Annotated in this window: 17 protein-coding genes; 11 read left to right on the top strand and 6 right to left on the bottom strand. The window is 61.6% G+C overall.

Annotation, left to right across the window (positions count from 1 at the left end):
• Nucleotides 1–160: 160 nt before the first annotated feature.
• Both K9B37_RS07145 and K9B37_RS07140 read left to right on the top strand, forming a co-directional pair.
• Entirely contained in the window at nucleotides 161–1,561 is a 1,401-nt protein-coding gene (locus tag K9B37_RS07145) for an NfeD family protein (RefSeq protein WP_224312378.1), read from the top strand.
• A gap of 10 nt (nucleotides 1,562–1,571) precedes the next feature.
• Nucleotides 1,572–2,384 carry a slipin family protein gene (locus K9B37_RS07140; RefSeq protein WP_224312377.1) on the top strand — a complete coding sequence of 271 codons (813 nt, stop codon included), beginning with the start codon at nucleotides 1,572–1,574 and terminating at the stop codon, nucleotides 2,382–2,384.
• Nucleotides 2,385–2,503: 119 nt separating this feature from the next.
• On the opposite strand, the gene K9B37_RS07135 is transcribed toward K9B37_RS07140, so the two are convergent.
• Nucleotides 2,504–4,522 carry a glycoside hydrolase family 113 gene (locus K9B37_RS07135; protein ID WP_224312376.1) on the bottom strand — a complete coding sequence of 673 codons (2,019 nt, stop codon included), beginning with the start codon at nucleotides 4,520–4,522 and terminating at the stop codon, nucleotides 2,504–2,506.
• 232 nt (nucleotides 4,523–4,754) lie between these two features.
• Here K9B37_RS07135 and K9B37_RS07130 point away from each other — a divergent pair, with 232 nt between their 5' ends.
• The 5 genes from K9B37_RS07130 to K9B37_RS07110 all read left to right on the top strand — a co-directional run bounded on the left by K9B37_RS07130 (nucleotide 4,755) and on the right by K9B37_RS07110 (nucleotide 9,769).
• Complete coding sequence (locus K9B37_RS07130; RefSeq protein ID WP_224312375.1) at nucleotides 4,755–5,084, top strand: hypothetical protein; 330 nt, start codon at nucleotides 4,755–4,757, stop codon at nucleotides 5,082–5,084.
• Nucleotides 5,085–5,157: 73 nt separating this feature from the next.
• Nucleotides 5,158–6,966, top strand: a complete 1,809-nt coding sequence (locus tag K9B37_RS07125; protein WP_224312524.1) for a DEAD/DEAH box helicase — start codon at nucleotides 5,158–5,160, stop codon at nucleotides 6,964–6,966.
• Between the two features lie 66 nt (nucleotides 6,967–7,032).
• Nucleotides 7,033–7,278, top strand: coding sequence for a hypothetical protein (locus K9B37_RS07120; protein WP_224312374.1), 246 nt, complete (start codon nucleotides 7,033–7,035; stop codon nucleotides 7,276–7,278).
• A gap of 116 nt (nucleotides 7,279–7,394) precedes the next feature.
• Nucleotides 7,395–8,462, top strand: a complete 1,068-nt coding sequence (locus tag K9B37_RS07115; protein WP_224312373.1) for an alpha/beta fold hydrolase — start codon at nucleotides 7,395–7,397, stop codon at nucleotides 8,460–8,462.
• 128 nt (nucleotides 8,463–8,590) lie between these two features.
• Complete coding sequence (locus K9B37_RS07110) at nucleotides 8,591–9,769, top strand: BaiN/RdsA family NAD(P)/FAD-dependent oxidoreductase (protein ID WP_224312372.1); 1,179 nt, start codon at nucleotides 8,591–8,593, stop codon at nucleotides 9,767–9,769.
• An 18-nt stretch (nucleotides 9,770–9,787) separates the two neighbouring features.
• Here K9B37_RS07110 and K9B37_RS07105 read toward each other — a convergent pair whose 3' ends face one another.
• From K9B37_RS07105 to K9B37_RS07095, 3 genes are all read right to left on the bottom strand, one after another.
• Nucleotides 9,788–10,228, bottom strand: a complete 441-nt coding sequence (locus K9B37_RS07105; RefSeq protein ID WP_224312371.1) for a group III truncated hemoglobin — start codon at nucleotides 10,226–10,228, stop codon at nucleotides 9,788–9,790.
• A 109-nt stretch (nucleotides 10,229–10,337) separates the two neighbouring features.
• A complete protein-coding gene (locus tag K9B37_RS07100) occupies nucleotides 10,338–10,676 on the bottom strand; it encodes a hypothetical protein (RefSeq protein WP_224312370.1) in 339 nt (112 codons plus the stop codon).
• A gap of 203 nt (nucleotides 10,677–10,879) precedes the next feature.
• A complete protein-coding gene (locus tag K9B37_RS07095; RefSeq protein ID WP_224312369.1) occupies nucleotides 10,880–11,704 on the bottom strand; it encodes an alpha/beta fold hydrolase in 825 nt (274 codons plus the stop codon).
• 497 nt (nucleotides 11,705–12,201) lie between these two features.
• Here K9B37_RS07095 and K9B37_RS07090 point away from each other — a divergent pair, with 497 nt between their 5' ends.
• From K9B37_RS07090 to K9B37_RS07080, 3 genes are all read left to right on the top strand, one after another.
• Complete coding sequence (locus tag K9B37_RS07090; protein ID WP_224312368.1) at nucleotides 12,202–12,537, top strand: hypothetical protein; 336 nt, start codon at nucleotides 12,202–12,204, stop codon at nucleotides 12,535–12,537.
• A gap of 85 nt (nucleotides 12,538–12,622) precedes the next feature.
• Nucleotides 12,623–13,540 carry a class I SAM-dependent methyltransferase gene (locus K9B37_RS07085; RefSeq protein ID WP_224312367.1) on the top strand — a complete coding sequence of 306 codons (918 nt, stop codon included), beginning with the start codon at nucleotides 12,623–12,625 and terminating at the stop codon, nucleotides 13,538–13,540.
• On the top strand, nucleotides 13,537–14,277 hold the full coding sequence (locus K9B37_RS07080) for a pseudouridine synthase (protein ID WP_224312366.1): 741 nt from the start codon (nucleotides 13,537–13,539) through the stop codon (nucleotides 14,275–14,277). Before K9B37_RS07085 ends, K9B37_RS07080 begins: the two co-directional genes overlap by 4 nt.
• Nucleotides 14,278–14,285: 8 nt before the next feature.
• Here the strand turns inward: K9B37_RS07080 and K9B37_RS07075 are convergent, their stop codons facing one another.
• On the bottom strand, nucleotides 14,286–14,987 hold the full coding sequence (locus K9B37_RS07075) for an HAD family hydrolase (RefSeq protein ID WP_224312365.1): 702 nt from the start codon (nucleotides 14,985–14,987) through the stop codon (nucleotides 14,286–14,288).
• A 145-nt stretch (nucleotides 14,988–15,132) separates the two neighbouring features.
• Here K9B37_RS07075 and K9B37_RS07070 point away from each other — a divergent pair, with 145 nt between their 5' ends.
• A complete protein-coding gene (locus K9B37_RS07070; RefSeq protein WP_224312364.1) occupies nucleotides 15,133–15,546 on the top strand; it encodes a VOC family protein in 414 nt (137 codons plus the stop codon).
• 12 nt (nucleotides 15,547–15,558) lie between these two features.
• Here K9B37_RS07070 and K9B37_RS07065 read toward each other — a convergent pair whose 3' ends face one another.
• On the bottom strand, nucleotides 15,559–16,623 hold the full coding sequence (locus tag K9B37_RS07065) for an HlyD family secretion protein (protein WP_224312363.1): 1,065 nt from the start codon (nucleotides 16,621–16,623) through the stop codon (nucleotides 15,559–15,561).
• Nucleotides 16,624–16,633: the final 10 nt, after the last annotated feature.

Here is a 16,633-nt window from a genome sequence, read left to right as displayed (position 1 = left end):
GTTTGGCCCAGGAAGAAAAATGCGCTCAGAGGCGATGAGGGTAGAGTAAGGCAGCTCTATGTCGGCCCGTCTTCCGCGTCTTGTCGCATCCGCGCGTAACGATGGAACCATTGGGCACGACAAAGCTTACCCTGGGAGCTCAACCATACGAAGGTGGAGCATGTTCCGGGCGATCACGACGGCACTGACGTTGCTGCTCTGTGCGGTCGCCTGTGCCGTGATGGGCCTTCCCAGGACGGGATCGGCCCAGATCCGCGATGAGGCTGGCATAGCCATCCTGCTCGATGTCCGCGGTGCCATCGGACCTGCGACGACGGAATATATCGCACGAGGCTTGCAGGAGGCGGAGGGACGCCATGCGAGGCTGGTGATCATGCGGATCGACACTCCCGGTGGTCTCGAATCCGCCATGCGGGACATCAACCGCGATATCCTCGCCTCACCGATTCCCGTCATCGCCTATGTGGCGCCGAGCGGCGCGCGGGCCGCAAGCGCCGGAACCTACATGGTCTATGCGAGTCATCTGGCCGCCATGGCGCCCGGCACAAATATCGGCGCGGCGACGCCGGTCGAGATCGGCGGCGGCATGCTGCCGTCGGGGCGCGACAAGGACGGCAAGGACCAGGGCCAGCAAAGCGGCGAAGACAATGCCAGCACGATGGCACGCAAAGCCACCAACGATGCGGTTGCCTCGATCCGCGCCCTCGCCGAGATCCATGGGCGCAATGCGGAATGGGCGGAAAAGGCCGTCCGTGAAGCAGCGAGCCTTTCCGCTTCTGCTGCGAAGGATGCGGACGTGGTCGAAATCGTCGCTTCGGATCTCCCGGATCTTCTCGCTCAGGCGAATGGACGGACGGTCCGCGTTCAGGGCAATCCGCTGCGCCTCGACACGAAGGGTTTGGTGATCGTTCCTATCGCACCGACCTGGCGCACACAGATTCTGACCATCATCACCGACCCGAACGTGGCCTATATCCTGCTTCTGGTCGGGATGTACGGGGTCATCTTCGAATTCTTCAATCCCGGCTCGTTCTTTCCGGGCGTCGCCGGAACGATCTCCCTGCTGATTGGGCTCTTCGCGCTCAACTTGTTGCCGACCAACTATGCCGGGCTGGGGCTGATCGCGCTCGGAGCGGCTTTGATCGTTGCCGAGACCTTCACCTCCTCCTTCGTCCTTGGCATTGGTGGCGTCATCGCGCTCGCGGTGGGTTCATTGCTGTTGTTCGACACTGGAGTGCCGGGCTTCACCCTGTCCCCCCTGGTCATCCTCACGGCGACGGCGGCGACGGCGCTTCTGCTGTTGGCCGCGGGAACGGTTGCGATGCGCGCCTACCGACGCCGCGTGGTCACGGGGGAGGGGGTGCTGACCGAGAACCAGGCGGAGGTCGTGGAGTGGTCGGGCGCTGAAGGGTGGGTGATGGTCAACGGCGAACGCTGGCGCGCGCGAGCGGCGTCTTCTCTCTTGCCCGAGCAGCAGGTTCGCGTGGTCGCGCGAAAAGGATTGACGCTCGTGGTCGAGCCTGCGCCGGAACTGCCGATCGAGCCGTCGCGGTCGGGCTGAGGAGGCATCCATGCCGTATCTCGATGTGAATACATTTGCCTACGCCCTCATCATCATCGTTCTGCTCGGCATCATCACGACGGCGTTACGCATCCTGCGCGAGTATGAACGTGCCGTGGTCTTTACCCTCGGACGATTTTCCGGCGTGAAGGGGCCGGGGCTCGTTATCATCATTCCCTTTGTGCAGCAGATCGTCCGCGTCGACCTGCGCACGATCGTGCACGATGTTCCGAGCCAGGATGTGATCTCCCGCGACAACGTCTCGGTGCGCGTCAACGCGGTTCTCTATTTCCGTGTCGTCGATCCTGACAAGGCCATTATTCAGGTCGAGAACTTCCTGGCAGCGACGAGCCAGCTTGCGCAGACGACGCTGCGTTCCGTTCTCGGCAAGCATGAACTCGACGAGATGCTGGCGGAGCGCGACAAACTCAATGCGGACATCCAGGCAATCCTGGATGCGCAGACCGATGCCTGGGGGATCAAGGTCGCGAATGTGGAAATCAAGCATGTGGACATCAACGAGAGTATGATCCGCGCCATCGCGCGGCAAGCCGAAGCCGAGCGCAATCGCCGTGCCCGCGTCATCAGCGCGGAAGCGGAGCAGCAGGCGGCCGAGAAGCTGGTCGAGGCGGCCCGCGCGTTGTCTGAACTGCCGGAGGCCATGCAGCTGCGCTATCTATCTGCTTTGCACGACATTGCCGGGGAGCGCAGCTCCACCATCGTATTCCCAATTCCCCTCGATCTTCTGGGCCAATTGTCAAGGACGTTTCTTTCCGGGCAACACACGCCGCCGAGTGAAGCGCCAGGCCCCGCTGCTCCGTGAAAGTTTGCGTTAAGGCGCGACTGAGGGGCGTGGTTTATCAGGACAAGTCTTCACGTCAGGTCCCGCTCTCTCCGTATCGAGGGAGAGCGGGACGCTGCGATAGCAACAGCAGGCTTCCCTCAGATGATGAAGAGGTCGTGATAGGTGAGCTTGAGGTTCTTGCTCAGGGTGGCGATGGCAATCGCCGCCTTCTCCCCCGACCCGTCCGGATCATAGGACAACACCCCGGTCTTCTTGTTGTAGATCAGGTAGTCGTTGCCGTCCTTGGCCGCATCCGCCACCTTGAAGAAGGCACTCTTGAGCGCCAAAGGCTTGGCTTCCGTGCCCTTCTTGATCGCCGCATAAAAGCTCTTGTTGGCCTTGAACAGGGCATTGTCGAGAAAGAGCGTATCGTCTTTGACCGAGAAGTCGGCGATCTTGTCGAGGTTGGTCTTCTTGTTGAGGCTGGTGTTGAAGACGAAGGTGTCCTGGCCGGCACCACCGTAGAGCACGTCCTTGCCGGCGCCGCCATAGAGCCGGTCGTTGCCGCCATTGCCGCGCAACACATCATTCCCGGCAAGGCCGTAGATGAGTTCGTCCACATCCTGACCGACGAGCTTATCCGCGCGGGGTGTGCCACGAAGAATGGCCGGGCCTGAAGCGCCCCCGGACGTTCCCCCTCCCGTCCCGCCGCCCGTGCCGTCGGTCGGCGGAGACGTTGTGCTGCCGAGCGTGTTCAGATCGACGGTCTGGTCGCTGAATTTGGCGAACCGGATGTTCTTGAGGAGATCGGTGCCGTCCTGCCCGGCGCGGGTGTCCGCGATCGTGACGCTGCCATCGCTACCTTTGCTGAGCGTGTAGGAGGCCTTGGCGCCTGAGAACACCGCCGTATCGGTTCCGGTGACACCGTCCAGCGTGTCGTTGCCTGCGCCACCGTTCAGCAGATCGTCGCCCGCGCCGCCCCAGAGCGAGTCATTGCCGCCGGCGCCAATCAGCGTGTCGTTGTGATAACCGGCATCGATCTTGTCGGACGAGGCCGTGCCGGTCCAGGTCAGGCCCGTGACATGGGCCGGGCCGGAATAATGCTCGGTCACCACGGCATTGGCGGGCTTGTGCTGCGTGGTGTAGTCCGTCCATGGGACGCCACGCCCCCCTTCGTCCACCGGCGTCATGGGGTTTTCGAAGGAGTAGTAGCTCCACAGGAAGGCGCCGCCGAGCCATTGGCCGCCGTAATTCTCCATGACCTTGTAAAGCGCCGTATAAGCGTCGACCTGCTCCTGGGGATCGTATGTTCCGCTGCCGCCGAAAACCCCCGGATCCTTGTTCGCCCCGTCCATGCTCTTGTAGCCGACCTCGGTGAAGATCACCTGCTTGCCGTATTGCTCCGAGAGCGCTTTGTAGTAGTCGACGACCGATTTGCCGCCATGCAAAGTATCCCGGATCCATGGGTCGAAGTGCGGCTTCACCCAGGCATCGACGATCTGGTCGACCGTCGGATCGTTGACCAACGAGGACGGGATGTAGGCGTCGACGCCAATGAAGTCGACCTTGTCCCAGAACCCGACCTTCTGCACCGTGTCATAGGTGGCCGCGTAGGTGACCTTGCCGGAATAGACGGCCCGCACGGCATTGATGATCTCAGCCCATTTCTGGGTGTAGGTCTGGCCGTCGCTGCAGACCTTGGTCGGATCGATCATGCTGTTCATCTCGGTGCCGACGCAGATCATCTCCGCGCCTGCTGCCTGCGCCACCTTGGCGTATTCGACCATCGTGGCCTTGTAGCTGTCGAACCATGCCTTGGGATCGCTAGGATCAAGTAGGGCACGCCAAACGCGATTCTGGGTTTCAAGGTGCGGTTTGAGCACAACCTTGAGGCCCTGCGCCTTGGCCTGAAGGATCGATTGCTGGACCACATCGAAGGTATCGCTCTCGTTGGCCCAGGCTTTGGTCGGATCGACGATCTTCAATCCCGACGAGTTGCTGAATTCATCCGTCTGGAAGAAATTGGGGACGATCGTGACGGTATTGGCACCCGTAGCAACGATCTGGGACATGGCCGCCTGGCCATCGGGAGCAATGATCTGGCCACCCCAGTAAGACGGCTGCGTGATGCCTTCCCATTCGAAGATCTGGTCGTTCAGCAATTGTGCAGTGGACATGGGCCCGCCTTTCGCTCCGGTTTCGGTCAAAGCTGATTTTTATTCTATTTGATATAATGTATCATTAAACTTCCATGTTGTCGCGGCCGAAATCGCGGCTCCCGCCCTGTTCAGAGCGGTCTGCGCCCTATAAAGAACCGTCGAGCTGCCGACGGCCTGCGACGATTGACCGGAACGGCCGGTATCGGCGTTGATGCCTTGAATCTGTTTCCCAGCTCGAGAAGGACCACGCATGTTTACTCTTGAAATCGCCGGCAAGGCGGTCGCCATCACCAATGCTGATGAGGATCAGGCCCGGGAGCTCTTCACGAGCGAGGAGTTCCGGGAAGACGTCAAGTCCTTCACGAGTGAAGGCAAGCCCCTGTGGGACGGCTCGGCTGCTTTCAACGTCCGTCGTGCCTCTGACGAGGAAATCGAGGCTTTCGACGATGCGATGGCCGAAGACGAGGAAGACTGGGACGACGAAGAGGACGGCGATGACGAGGAAACCGGCATCGACGTGATGTTTCTTGTCGCGATCGATGAGATGGACGACGCCGACGAAGCTCAGGACGAGCCTTAAGCCGGATCGTCTTGCCTCTTAGCCGTCTTTAAATCCCTTATTTCTTGAAGGAGCGGCGTTGCGCCGCGTGTCCATGCCCTTTCCGAAAACCAATCCCAGCCTCGAGCGTGCTCTCGCCGATAAGGGCTACAGCGATCCGACCCCCGTTCAGGCGGCCGTTCTTCAGCCGGAGGCGGAGGGGCGGGACCTCCTGGTTTCCGCCCAGACCGGATCGGGCAAGACCGTGGCCTATGGCCTGGCCCTGGCGGGGACGTTGCTGGGAGAGGCGGAGCGGTTTGGCCCGCCCGCCGAACCGCTCGCCCTCATCATCGCTCCCACCCGTGAGCTGGCGCTGCAGGTCCATCGGGAATTGATCTGGCTCTATGGCCCGGCGAGGGCGCGGGTCGCCTCCTGCGTCGGCGGCATGGATGTGCGACGGGAGCAGCGGGCATTGGCAGACGGATGCCATATCGTCGTCGGGACGCCGGGACGCTTGCGCGACCACCTGGAGCGCGGGCGCCTCGACATGTCGCGGATGCGGGCCGTGGTTCTCGACGAAGCGGACGAGATGCTCGATCTCGGCTTCCGCGAGGATCTGGAATTCATCCTCGATGCGATGCCGCAGGACCGGCGGACGCTTCTGTTTTCCGCGACGATCCCGCGCAATATCGCGACTCTCGCCCGCCGCTATCAGCGTGACGCTCAGCGCATCGATACGCTCGTCGAGAACCAGCCGCATGGCGACATCGAGTACCGTGCCCTGCGCGTGGCGCCGAACGAAACGGAACTTGCAGTCGTGAACGTGCTGCGTTTCTTCGAAGCGCGCGGTGCCATGGTGTTTTGCCACACCCGGGAAACGGTGAGACATCTTCATGCGAGCCTCGTGGAGCGTGGCTTCTCCGCTGTCGCCCTGTCCGGTGAGCTGACGCAGAACGAGCGCAGCCATGCGCTTCAAGCCTTGCGCGACGGACGTGCCCGTGTCTGTGTCGCAACCGATGTCGCGGCGCGCGGCATCGACCTGCCCGATCTCGGCCTCGTCATTCATGCCGATCTGCCGAACGATCCGGAGACCCTGCTCCATCGCAGCGGCAGGACGGGCCGTGCAGGGCGAAAGGGCACCTGCGTAATCCTCGTGCCTTATACGCGCCGGCGCAAGGCAGAGCGTCTTCTCGACGACGCCGGCATTGACGTGACCTGGGGCGGGCCTCCTTCGGCGGACGAGATCCGTCTGAAGGATCGTGAGCGCATCCTTCAGGATCCATCATTGACGGAAGAGGCGGTCGAGGAGGATCTGGCGATGGCGCGTGCGCTCCTCGCCGGGCGCTCGGCCGAAGAGATCGCCGCTGCCTTCGCGCGCGTGCTCCGCGCGCGGCTGCCGGCGCCGGAGGAGGTTTTCGATTCCGGTTCGGAGCGTGGGCCTCGCGAGCGGCCCGACAAGCGCGCGCGCGACAAGGAGCGCGACGATCGCAAGACGCGCGAAGGACGCGCGGATTACGGCGGCGGCGCCGACATGGTGTGGTTCCGCATGAGTGTCGGCCGCCGCAACAACGCCGATCCCCGCTGGCTCCTGCCGATCATCTGCCGCCTGGGTCATGTCACCAAGAAGGAGATCGGCACGATCCGCATCTTCGACCAGGAGACCAAGTTCGAAATCGCTCAATCCATAGCGCCGAAATTCGCGGCCGCCGTGCGCAAGGCGAATGACGAGGATATTCGGATCGAGCCGGCAGATGCGCCCGGAGGGTGGCGCAAGGGTCCTGATGGCGAGAAAGGGAAGAAACCGCCGAACAAGGGCGGCTTCAAGGCCCGAGGTCCGAAGCCGCATTCCGGCGAGCGCCCAGGCCCGTCCCGATCCGGCGACAAACCCAAACGCTCTCCTTCAAAAAAGCGGAAGCGCGACTGAGAGGCGGAACGCGGTCTCGTGTCCTCCCGTTAAGCACGCAGCTCATGTTTAATGGGAGGATCTGCCATGGTGACCAAGGACGAACTCGATGCACGGGCCTCGGTCGCTTTCGAGCGAGCCGGCGCCCATCTTCAGGGCGGGCAAATCGACTGGAACCACGCGGAGAAGTTCGATTCTCTGCGGGAGGCTTTGCACTGGGCCATGACCGCCGAGCCTCCTCCCGGAAAAGATGCCTATGTGCTCACCTCCGCGGGAAAAGTGCTCGATCCCGACATGCTGGAGCAGATCTGGGCCAGCGTGCAGGGGCCATGATCCGAAGCTTGGCCTCGCGCGATTCTGCTGTCTGATGGGCTACTGCCCGGGATGTTGCGCCGCAGCAACCAGACCTGAGGTCAGGCGTTCGTTCCTTGTGACCAGGGAGATATCTCATGCCTGAGACCGGAGATCGGCGTGCCTTGTACCGCCCCCAGGGGAGGGCGGTCTCGTCTCATTTGCCGTCATCCTCATGGCTGGTTCCGGCGGTCGTCGGCGGTGTAGCGGCTGTCGCTGCAGCGGCCGCCCTCTACGTACGCAGGCAGACGGCGGAGGCGGAGCAGGAAAATCCGCCAATCGGCCGCTTCATGAATGTGGACGGCGTGCGTCTCCATTATATCGAGCGGGGAAGTGGGGAGCCGCTCGTGCTTCTCCACGGCAACGGTTCCATGATCCAGGATTTCCTGCTCAGCGGGATCGTCGACCGTTTGGCTCGGAACTATCGCGTCATCGTGTTCGATCGGCCAGGCTTCGGCTACAGCTCTCGTCCGCGCCGGTTGTGGACGCCTCGTGCCTATGCGCGGCTCTTCGCAGAGGCGCTGAACATGCTCGGCGTCAGGAATGCCTTGGTCCTCGGGCATTCCTGGGGGACGCTGATTGCTCTGGCCATGGCGCTCGAAGCACCTGCGCTCGTGCGCGGCCTCGTGCTTCTCTCCGGCTATTATTATCCGACGGCCCGTGCCGACGTCGTTCTTTTTTCCTCGCCGGCGATCCCCGTCATCGGCGATTTCATGCGCCACACGATATCGCCTCTCGTGACGCAAATGATCCTGCCCAAACTCATCAGGAAGATCTTCGCACCGGCTCCCGTGCCGCAGCGTTTCGACGAGCACTTTCCCAAGGCGTTGGTCATGCGTCCATTGCATCTGCGCGCAGCGTCCGAGGATACCGCTCTTCTGATCGCCGCTACGATGGATCTGCAGGGGCATTATCCGGAGGTGACGGTGCCGACGGTGATCGTGGCCGGTGAGGATGACGAGATCGTCGATACGCACCGCCAATCGGAGCGGCTGCAGGACGATCTCCCGAACAGTGTCTTCATGGCCTTGCCAGGGCTCGGTCATATGATCCAGCATCTCGATGCCGAAGCCGTCGTCCAGGCTGTCGACGCAGCGGCTCTCAAGGCGAAGGCACGTCCGCGGATGGGAGCGCCAGCCCTGGTCGAGCAGCCTGGCGCAGCCTAGACCCCTCGCAATGTCGCGACCTGACGTCTCTGCCGCTTGCAGAGTATGCCGCCGATCGTCTAGCAAAACGGCATTGAAACAGGCGCTTGACGATGTGCGGTGCGCCGTCTGCAAGGGAATGACGAGACGTGGAGCAGGTCGATGTGGCGGTGATCGGCGCCGGGGCGGCAGGGATGATGTGTGCCATCGAGGCTGCCAAGCGCGGACGCTCCGTCGTCGTGCTGGACCATGCCTCGGCGCCCGGCGAGAAAATCCGCATTTCCGGAGGCGGGCGCTGCAACTTCACTAACCTGAATGCTGCGCCGCGCAATTATATCTCCCAAAATCCCAGCTTTTGCATATCCGCGCTGCGGCGCTACACGCAGCATGACTTCGTCGCTCTCGTGGAGCGTTACGGCATCGCCTATCACGAGAAGACATTGGGCCAGCTGTTCTGCGATGGCTCGTCGCGGCAGGTCGTCGACCTGCTCGTGAACGAGATGAAGCTTTATGGCGCAGCACTTCGCCTCAACACGGTGGTGGAAGAAACCGTGCGGGATGCGGAGGGCTTTCGCCTCCGCTTGTCACAAGGCTCTCTGCACTGCCGCTCGCTCGTTGTCGCGTCGGGCGGAAAGTCCATTCCGAAGATGGGAGCAACGGGCTTCGGCTACGATCTCGCTCGACAGTTCGGGATCGGCATCACGGAGACGCGTCCGGCCCTCGTGCCGTTCACCCTCGAGCTTCATCTCCTCGAACGTTTGAAACCTCTCGCAGGCGTTTCGGTGGATTCGATTGCAGCATGCGGGAAGATGCAGTTCTCCGAGGCCATGCTGTTCACCCACCGCGGCCTGAGCGGTCCTGCAATCCTTCAGATCTCGTCCTATTGGCGTGAAGAAGAGGAGATCAGCATCGCCATGCTGCCAGGCGTCGACCTTTTCGAGGAGTTGCGCAGGGCACGGGCGCAAAATGGGCGCCAAGCGCTACAGACGGTGTTGGCGAATTTTCTGCCCAAGCGTTTGGCGCAACTGATCGTCGAGACGGAGAAGATTGCAGGCAACCTCGCCGATCTTTCCGACAAAGTTCTTCGAAACATTGCAGACGCGGTCAATCGCTGGCGCTTCAAGCCGGCCGGTTCGGAAGGCTATCGCACGGCGGAAGTGACGCTGGGCGGTGTCGATACGAAGGATCTGGACTCGAGAACGATGGAGGCGAAATCCGTCCCCGGTCTTTATTTCATCGGAGAAGTCGTCGACGTGACTGGATGGCTCGGCGGCTATAATTTCCAATGGGCATGGTCTTCGGGCTGGTGTGCGGGACAGGCGGTCTAGAACGCTTGCCGAGCGCTGCTATGCAGAGGACGGTCCCGATCCGGCCTTTTTGGGAAGGCGAAGGGCTTTCGGACCGATGTCGAGGCCGATCTGAAGGCTGTCCGCGATGCGATGGGCGCGATCGATAAAGAGTTCGGCCGCGTCGGGCGGACATACATCACGCGCCGTTGTTTCGAACAGGTTCAGCCATAGATCGAAATGCGCGAGATCGAGACCCAGATCCTGATGCGCGAGATGAGGCTTACCAGAATAACGCCCGGTGCTACGGACGATTGAGGACCAGAAATCGACCATCGTCGCAAGGTGTTCGTCCCAGCGGTTTCCAATGACTTCGCGGAAAATCGGGCCGAGAGTCTCATCTTCGAGGACCCGCCCATAGAATGTCCGGACGAGAGTCTCGATCAAACTCTCTGAGATATTGGCCTTCGGCTCAACGAGAGGAATGCGCCGCGACGTCATAGTGGGTCCTCAACAATGCCCTGTCGCTATACACCGCTACCCTCGTCCAGGCGATATCTCGTCGTGCCCGAACAAAGCTATCAGGTCAGGACACGACGAGCGACTCCGCTTACCGCCGATGCTGGTAGGCAGTAGCCCGGTAGGTGTCGGGATTGGTCACCTGCGATCCGCTTGCGTTCGGAACTGGGGTCCGCGGCGTCCAGCCATGTCTCACACTTCCGGTCGTCGTCACCGGATGATGCCTGCGTGCGGCATGATGTTGAGGGGTCGCCTTTCGCTTCTGTGGATGCATCTGCTGGCCTGCCTGAGGCTGATTGGCAGTCGCACCATAGGTTTGAGGATTGGTCGTTTGCGAGCCGCTCGCATTCGGAACCGGGGTCTGTGCCATTGCGCTGCCGCCAAGGGCGAACGCGGCTGCGGCAATTGTCGTGATTAAGAGACTACGCATGTCGTCACTCCTCGGATTGAGCCATCGTCATCGGAGCAGTTCATCCGCTCTACGAGGAGCCAACGCAAAGCGAGGCGTAGAGTTGCAATATCACACGGCAGTGTTGGCATGCAGAACAGCCGAGCTCATGCCGGCTTCGCTTGAGAGGCTGGGTCTTGAGAATGGGGAGGCCATATGGCCTCCCCAATATAATGGGCGACACGTCACGATCCCTTGATAAAGGCGAGGAGATCGGGATTGATGACGTCAGCATGCGTCGTGCACATGCCATGGGGAAAGCCTGGATAAACCTTGAGCGTACTGTTCTTCAGGATCTTGGCCGACAGGAGGCCGGAATCGGCGATAGGCACGATCTGATCGTCGTCACCGTGCATGACGAGCGTCGGTACGTCGATCGCTTTCAGATCATCGTTGAAATCGGTTTCCGAAAAGGCCTTGATACATTCGTAGTGAGCGTTGATGGCACCCATCATGCCTTGACGCCACCAGTTCTGGCGGATCGGCTCGGAAATCTGCACACCTTCCCGATTGAAGCCATAGAAGGGAATCGGTACGTCCCAATAGAACCGGGCGCGGTTGGCCGCGAGCTGCGTGCGAAAATCGTCGAACACCTCCATAGGCAGACCGCCCGGATTCTTATCGGACTTGACCATGATCGGCGGTACGGCGCCGATCAGGACAGCTTTCGCCACGCGACCCTTGCCATGGCGGGCTACGTAGCGGGCCACTTCTCCGCCGCCTGTAGAGTGGCCGACATGGATGGCGTTCCTCAAATCGAGAGCGTCTGCCAAGGCCGCTACGTCCGCTGCGTAGGTATCCATCTCGTGACCGCCGTCCGTCTGGGTCGAGCGCCCATGGCCGCGGCGGTCATGGGCGATTACCCGATAGCCGTTGCGGAGAAAGAACATCATCTGCGCGTCCCAGTCATCTGCGCTCAGCGGCCAGCCGTGGTGGAACACGATTGGCTGCCCTTTGCCCCAGTCCTTGTAGAAGATCTGAGCACCGTCGTGAGTCGTGATCGTCGGCATGCCATGGTTCCCTTGTCTGGCCGGCTTTGGGCCGGTGCGTGGTGATGCCGTCAGTGCGGGCTACGCATGACGACACGATGAAGCTTGGCCCGGACGGGCAAAGCCTTCGCCGCTCGTTGTCCTCGGAAGGTGCTCCATGCGGAGGCACAATCGAATCCCGGCTGCCTTAGGCATATAGGGTGAGGCGACAGGCGGACCGGGCTACTTCTGAGGAAAGGATTCGCAACTGACGCAAAAAAGTTAGGCGGCCTTCCGGCATTCTGTGAGAACGGCCTCGGGTCGTCTATGTCGGCATGGGTTGAGCGGTCGCGCGCAAGACCCCGCCGATCATCTCGGCCAATACAGATTTCTCACTTTACACGCGGTGCAGAGCTGCAAAAGAAGGACTTTGGGCTTAAGCCAAGGGAGATCCAAGACGACGCCTGATTGACGTCTTGGACCGTCTGGGGAAACATGGTTCCAAGCGAGGAAATTCGTCGCCGAGGGAGGCCGTCGCAATGACACGCTCCAGACGTATTCTTTTGGCTGCCGTCGGCCTCATGACGCTCTTTGGTCTGCAGCCCGCCTTTGCCGATGCGATCGACGGGAACTGGTGCAGCGACGACGGGCGCCACCTCTCCATCGCAGGCCCGACAATCGTGACGCCGGGCGGGACGCGCATGCAGGGAGCCTATACCCGCCATTCCTTCCTCTATACAGCTCCGGCGAACGAGCCGGATGGAGGTCAGGAAGTCGCCATGCGGCTCATAAGCGAGATTGCTGTTCAGATCCGCTTCGGCGGAGCAGACCGGCCATCCCAGACATGGCATCGCTGCACCGAGACAACGAGCTGAGCCTTTAGAAGGTGTCATTGAGGGGTCGCCCTTCGAAGCGCGCACCGCTATAGGAGCACCTGCAAATCAGCAGGGACTTGGCAGTTTGGACGAGACGAAATCCGATGGCGTTTACGGCATCCCGCCGGCGGAGCTGGCCGCTGTGCCGACAGATGCTACCCAATACTCTCCACTGATCCCCGGCGCGCAGTCGCTGGAAACCTGTGCGGAGGGGGCCTTTGCGAGCCTCACCGTGCTGGCGCCACCTGGCACGCTGGAGCGCCGCTATACCTTGGTACTGGGTCTGAAGGCATTGGCGCCCGAGGGGCGTATGATCGTCCTCGCCCCGAAAGACAAGGGCGGCTCCCGGCTACGCAAGGAGCTCGAAGCCTTCGGCTGCTCGGTCACCGAAGGCGCCCGACGACATTACCGGATCTGTCATGCCGGACGAGCTGAAGCGATCACGGGCCTTGATGAGGCGATCGCGGCTGGGGCGATGCGGTATGTAGAAGACCTCGGCCTCTGGTCGCAGCCGGGCATTTTCAGCTGGGATCGGCTCGACCCCGGTACCGCACTGCTCCTGGAATATCTTCCCGCTTTTTCCGGTCGCGGTGCCGATCTCGGCTGCGGCCTCGGCACGCTCGCTCGTGCCATTCTCGCCTCATCCGGAGTAACGCAGTTGACGCTTCTCGACATCGATCGGCGGGCTGTGGAAGCCGCGCGCCGGAACGTCACTGATGCCAGAGCACACGTGCTCTGGGCAGATGTTCGCGTCAGCGGCGTGGGGGAGGGCGGGCTCGATTTTATCGTCATGAACCCACCATTCCATGACGGGGGCACGGAGGACCGCGCACTGGGCCAGAACTTTATTCGGCGCGCAGCCGAAGCGTTGCGCCCGGGTGGCGTCTGCTGGCTCGTCGCCAATCGCCACCTCCCTTACGAAGCTGTGATGAAGCCGCTCTTCCGGCGCGTTACGTCGCGTGCTGAGGGAAGCGGCTACAAGATCTACGAGGCGCTCAAATGAGCAAGACGCCGACCCTTCGGCTTGACAGGTTGCTTGCCAATCTCGGCTATGGCTCCCGCCGCGAAGTGCAGTATCTCGTGGATTCCGGCGCCGTAACCCTGGACGGCAAGGCACTGGAGGACGCCGATCAACGGATCGCCGTGACGCGCGATCTCACGGCGCGCATGCATATCGACGGCGAACCGCTCGATCCGCTGCCCGGGGTCGTCCTGATGGTGAACAAGCCGCTCGGCGTCACTTGCTCCCACAAGGAGGCGGGGCCTCTAATCTATGGGCTTTTGCCGCCACGATGGCGCCGCCGGGAGCCGGCGATCTCCACCATCGGCCGGCTCGACAAGGAGACTTCGGGTCTCCTGCTGATGACCGATGACGGCGGTTTCCTTCATCGCGTCATCTCTCCCCGCAGCCAGGTGACCAAGCGCTATCATGCGACGCTCGACCGGCCCCTGCGCGGAGACGAAACGGAGATCTTCGCGTCCGGATCCTTGATGCTTGAGAGCGAAGACAAGCCGCTTCTACCGGTTGCAATGGAGGTTCTCTCATCCACCAGCGCCTACGTGACGCTTACCGAAGGACGGTACCACCAAGTCAGGCGCATGTTCGCTGCAGTGGGCAACCACGTCACTGCCCTGCATCGCGATCGAATGGGGGGTCTGTCTCTGCCGGACGATCTGGCGCCGGGAGATTATCGGATCCTGGCCGAGGCCGAGATTGCCCTGATCTTGAACCAACGCTGATCGCAAGATCAGCGGATCACGTCGATCAGATTGATCAGCTCGCCCAAATGCTCCAGACGCTTGAAGCGTGGTTCCGCAGAAGGCTCTTCCGCATGTTCCATGGCCCAGGTCAGCTTGTGGGGCACATAGACCCCCCAGCTCCCGGCTTCGATGGCGGGCACGATGTCGGATTTTAATGAGTTTCCGACCATCATGCTGTGCGCGGGTCCGTCTCCGTGCCGGGTGAAGACACGCTCATAGGTCGACGCGGATTTCTCGCTGACGATCTCCACCGCATCGAACAGCTCGCCGAGTCCCGATTGTGCGAGCTTGCGTTCCTGGTCGAACAGATCGCCCTTGGTAATCAGTAGGATGCGATAGTGCCCGGTCAGCCGTTCCAATGTTTCCCGCACATGCGGAAGAGTCTCGACCGGATGGCTCAACATTTCGCGACCGGCGGCGAGGATCCGTTCGATCACCGTTGCCGGGACGCGTCCCTCGGTCACTTCGATGGCCGTCTCGATCATCGAGAGGGTGAAGCCCTTGATGCCATAGCCGTAGAGCTTGAGATTGCGCCGCTCGGCTTCGAGGAGCCGGCTCGACAGAACGTCCTTCTCCCCGTGTTCGGCCAACAGGGAAATAAAGTGCTCCTCGGTCAGGCGGAAAAAATGCTCGTTCTGCCAGAGCGTATCGTCAGCGTCGAACCCGATGGTGGAAAGAGTGGTCGGCATGGAACATCTTAGATGCGGTCGATTCTCAGGCCGCTGAAACTAGAGCCAAAGTCGGGCGAGGGGAACACGGCCCGGATATTGGTCCTGATTGCGACAGCGCCCTGGACATGACCTGGGATTATCATGCCCGACGGTGGAGGTGAGAATGCCACAACTGAATGGGGTGCTCGAAACGGCTCTCTATGTGGAGGATGTTCCGCGGGCGCGACGCTTCTACGAGACGGTTCTGGAGCTCAAACCTCTCTTCTCCGATCAGCGGCTCTGCGCCTTTGATGTGGCGGGTAAAGGCATCCTGCTGCTGTTCCAGCGCGGTTCGACAACCGAAACCATTATTCTGCCCGGGGGGACTATCCCACCTCACGATGCCGCTGGTCAGCAGCACATTGCGTTTGCGGTGACCGCGGACGAGCTTGAAGCCTGGGGGAGGAGACTTGCAAAGCTCGGCGTCGCAATCGAAGGGCGGACTGTCTGGACCCGTGGCGGCCAGAGCATCTACTTTCGTGATCCCGATGGCCACCTGCTGGAGCTTGCAACCCCGGGACTCTGGCAGACCTATTGAAACGATCCCATCTCAGCCACCCGCAGCCCGTGTTTTGGTGGGCGCTGCGGTATCAATGCTGACCACGACCGACATCCCCGGCGCGAGGTGTCCTGAGAGCTCCTGGCCGGGATCGATGGTGACACGGACGGGGACGCGTTGAGCCACCTTGGTGAAGTTTCCCGTCGCATTATCAGGCTTGAGAACGCTGAATTCTGAGCCGGCCGCCGGCGAGAACCGCTCAAGGTGACCGTGAAGGCTGGCATGCTCCAGCGCGTCGACCGTGAACGTCACCGGCTGGCCGACCCTCATGTCCGCCAGCTGCGTTTCCTTGAAATTGGCGATGACCCAGACCGTGTCCGGCACGATAGCCATAAGTTGGCTCCCGGCTGCCACGTACTGCCCGAGACGCGCGCCGACCTCGCTCAGGCGCCCATCCTGCGGCGCAGTGATAGCGGTATTTTGCAGGTCTATTTCGGCAAGATGCACCGCCGCTTCCGCGCTTTGCACAGCCGCTTCGAGAGACTGACGATTGACCAGCGTCGTCGCCAGATCCTGTCGCGACACCTCAAGGCCGGACTGGGCTTGGCTCAAGGAGGCGCGGGCCTGTTCGAGTGCAGACCGGGCCTGGTCCGCCTGGCTTTGCGTGGTCACGCCCCGTTGAAGAAGTGGCTCGACGCGGCTCCAATTGGCTTCGGCCGTTGCAAGGGCCGCCTTTGCACCGTTGACCTGTGCTTCTCCGGCTGCGATCCGCGCCTCGTCGGATCGGCGTTTCTGCTCGGAATTGGCGAGGGCAGCCTTCTGTACCGCGAGACTGGCCTGAGCCTGCTTCAGCTTTTGCTCATAGATGCGGCTGTCGAGCCGGGCGAGGACCTGTCCTGCTTTGACCTTCTGAAAGTCCTGAACCGAAACTTCGGAAATGTAGCCCGCCAATTGCGGGCTGATCAGGGTCACCTGACCCCGGACATAGGCATTGTCCGTGGTCTCGATGGTGCTGGTGAAGGGCGGAAGACGCCAAGCATAAAGCACCAAAGCCGCGCCGGCGATGCCGAGACAGAGAGCGATGAGAGTTGCGGTCGAGCGGAACAGACGTGTCATGGCGAATGGA

Origin of the sequence: Microvirga puerhi (assembly GCF_020089865.1) — a bacterium.
Classification (GTDB): Bacteria; Pseudomonadota; Alphaproteobacteria; order Rhizobiales; family Beijerinckiaceae; genus Microvirga; species Microvirga puerhi.
Note: the sequence above shows the minus strand (reverse complement) of the source record. Positions and strands in the feature narration are given on the sequence as shown.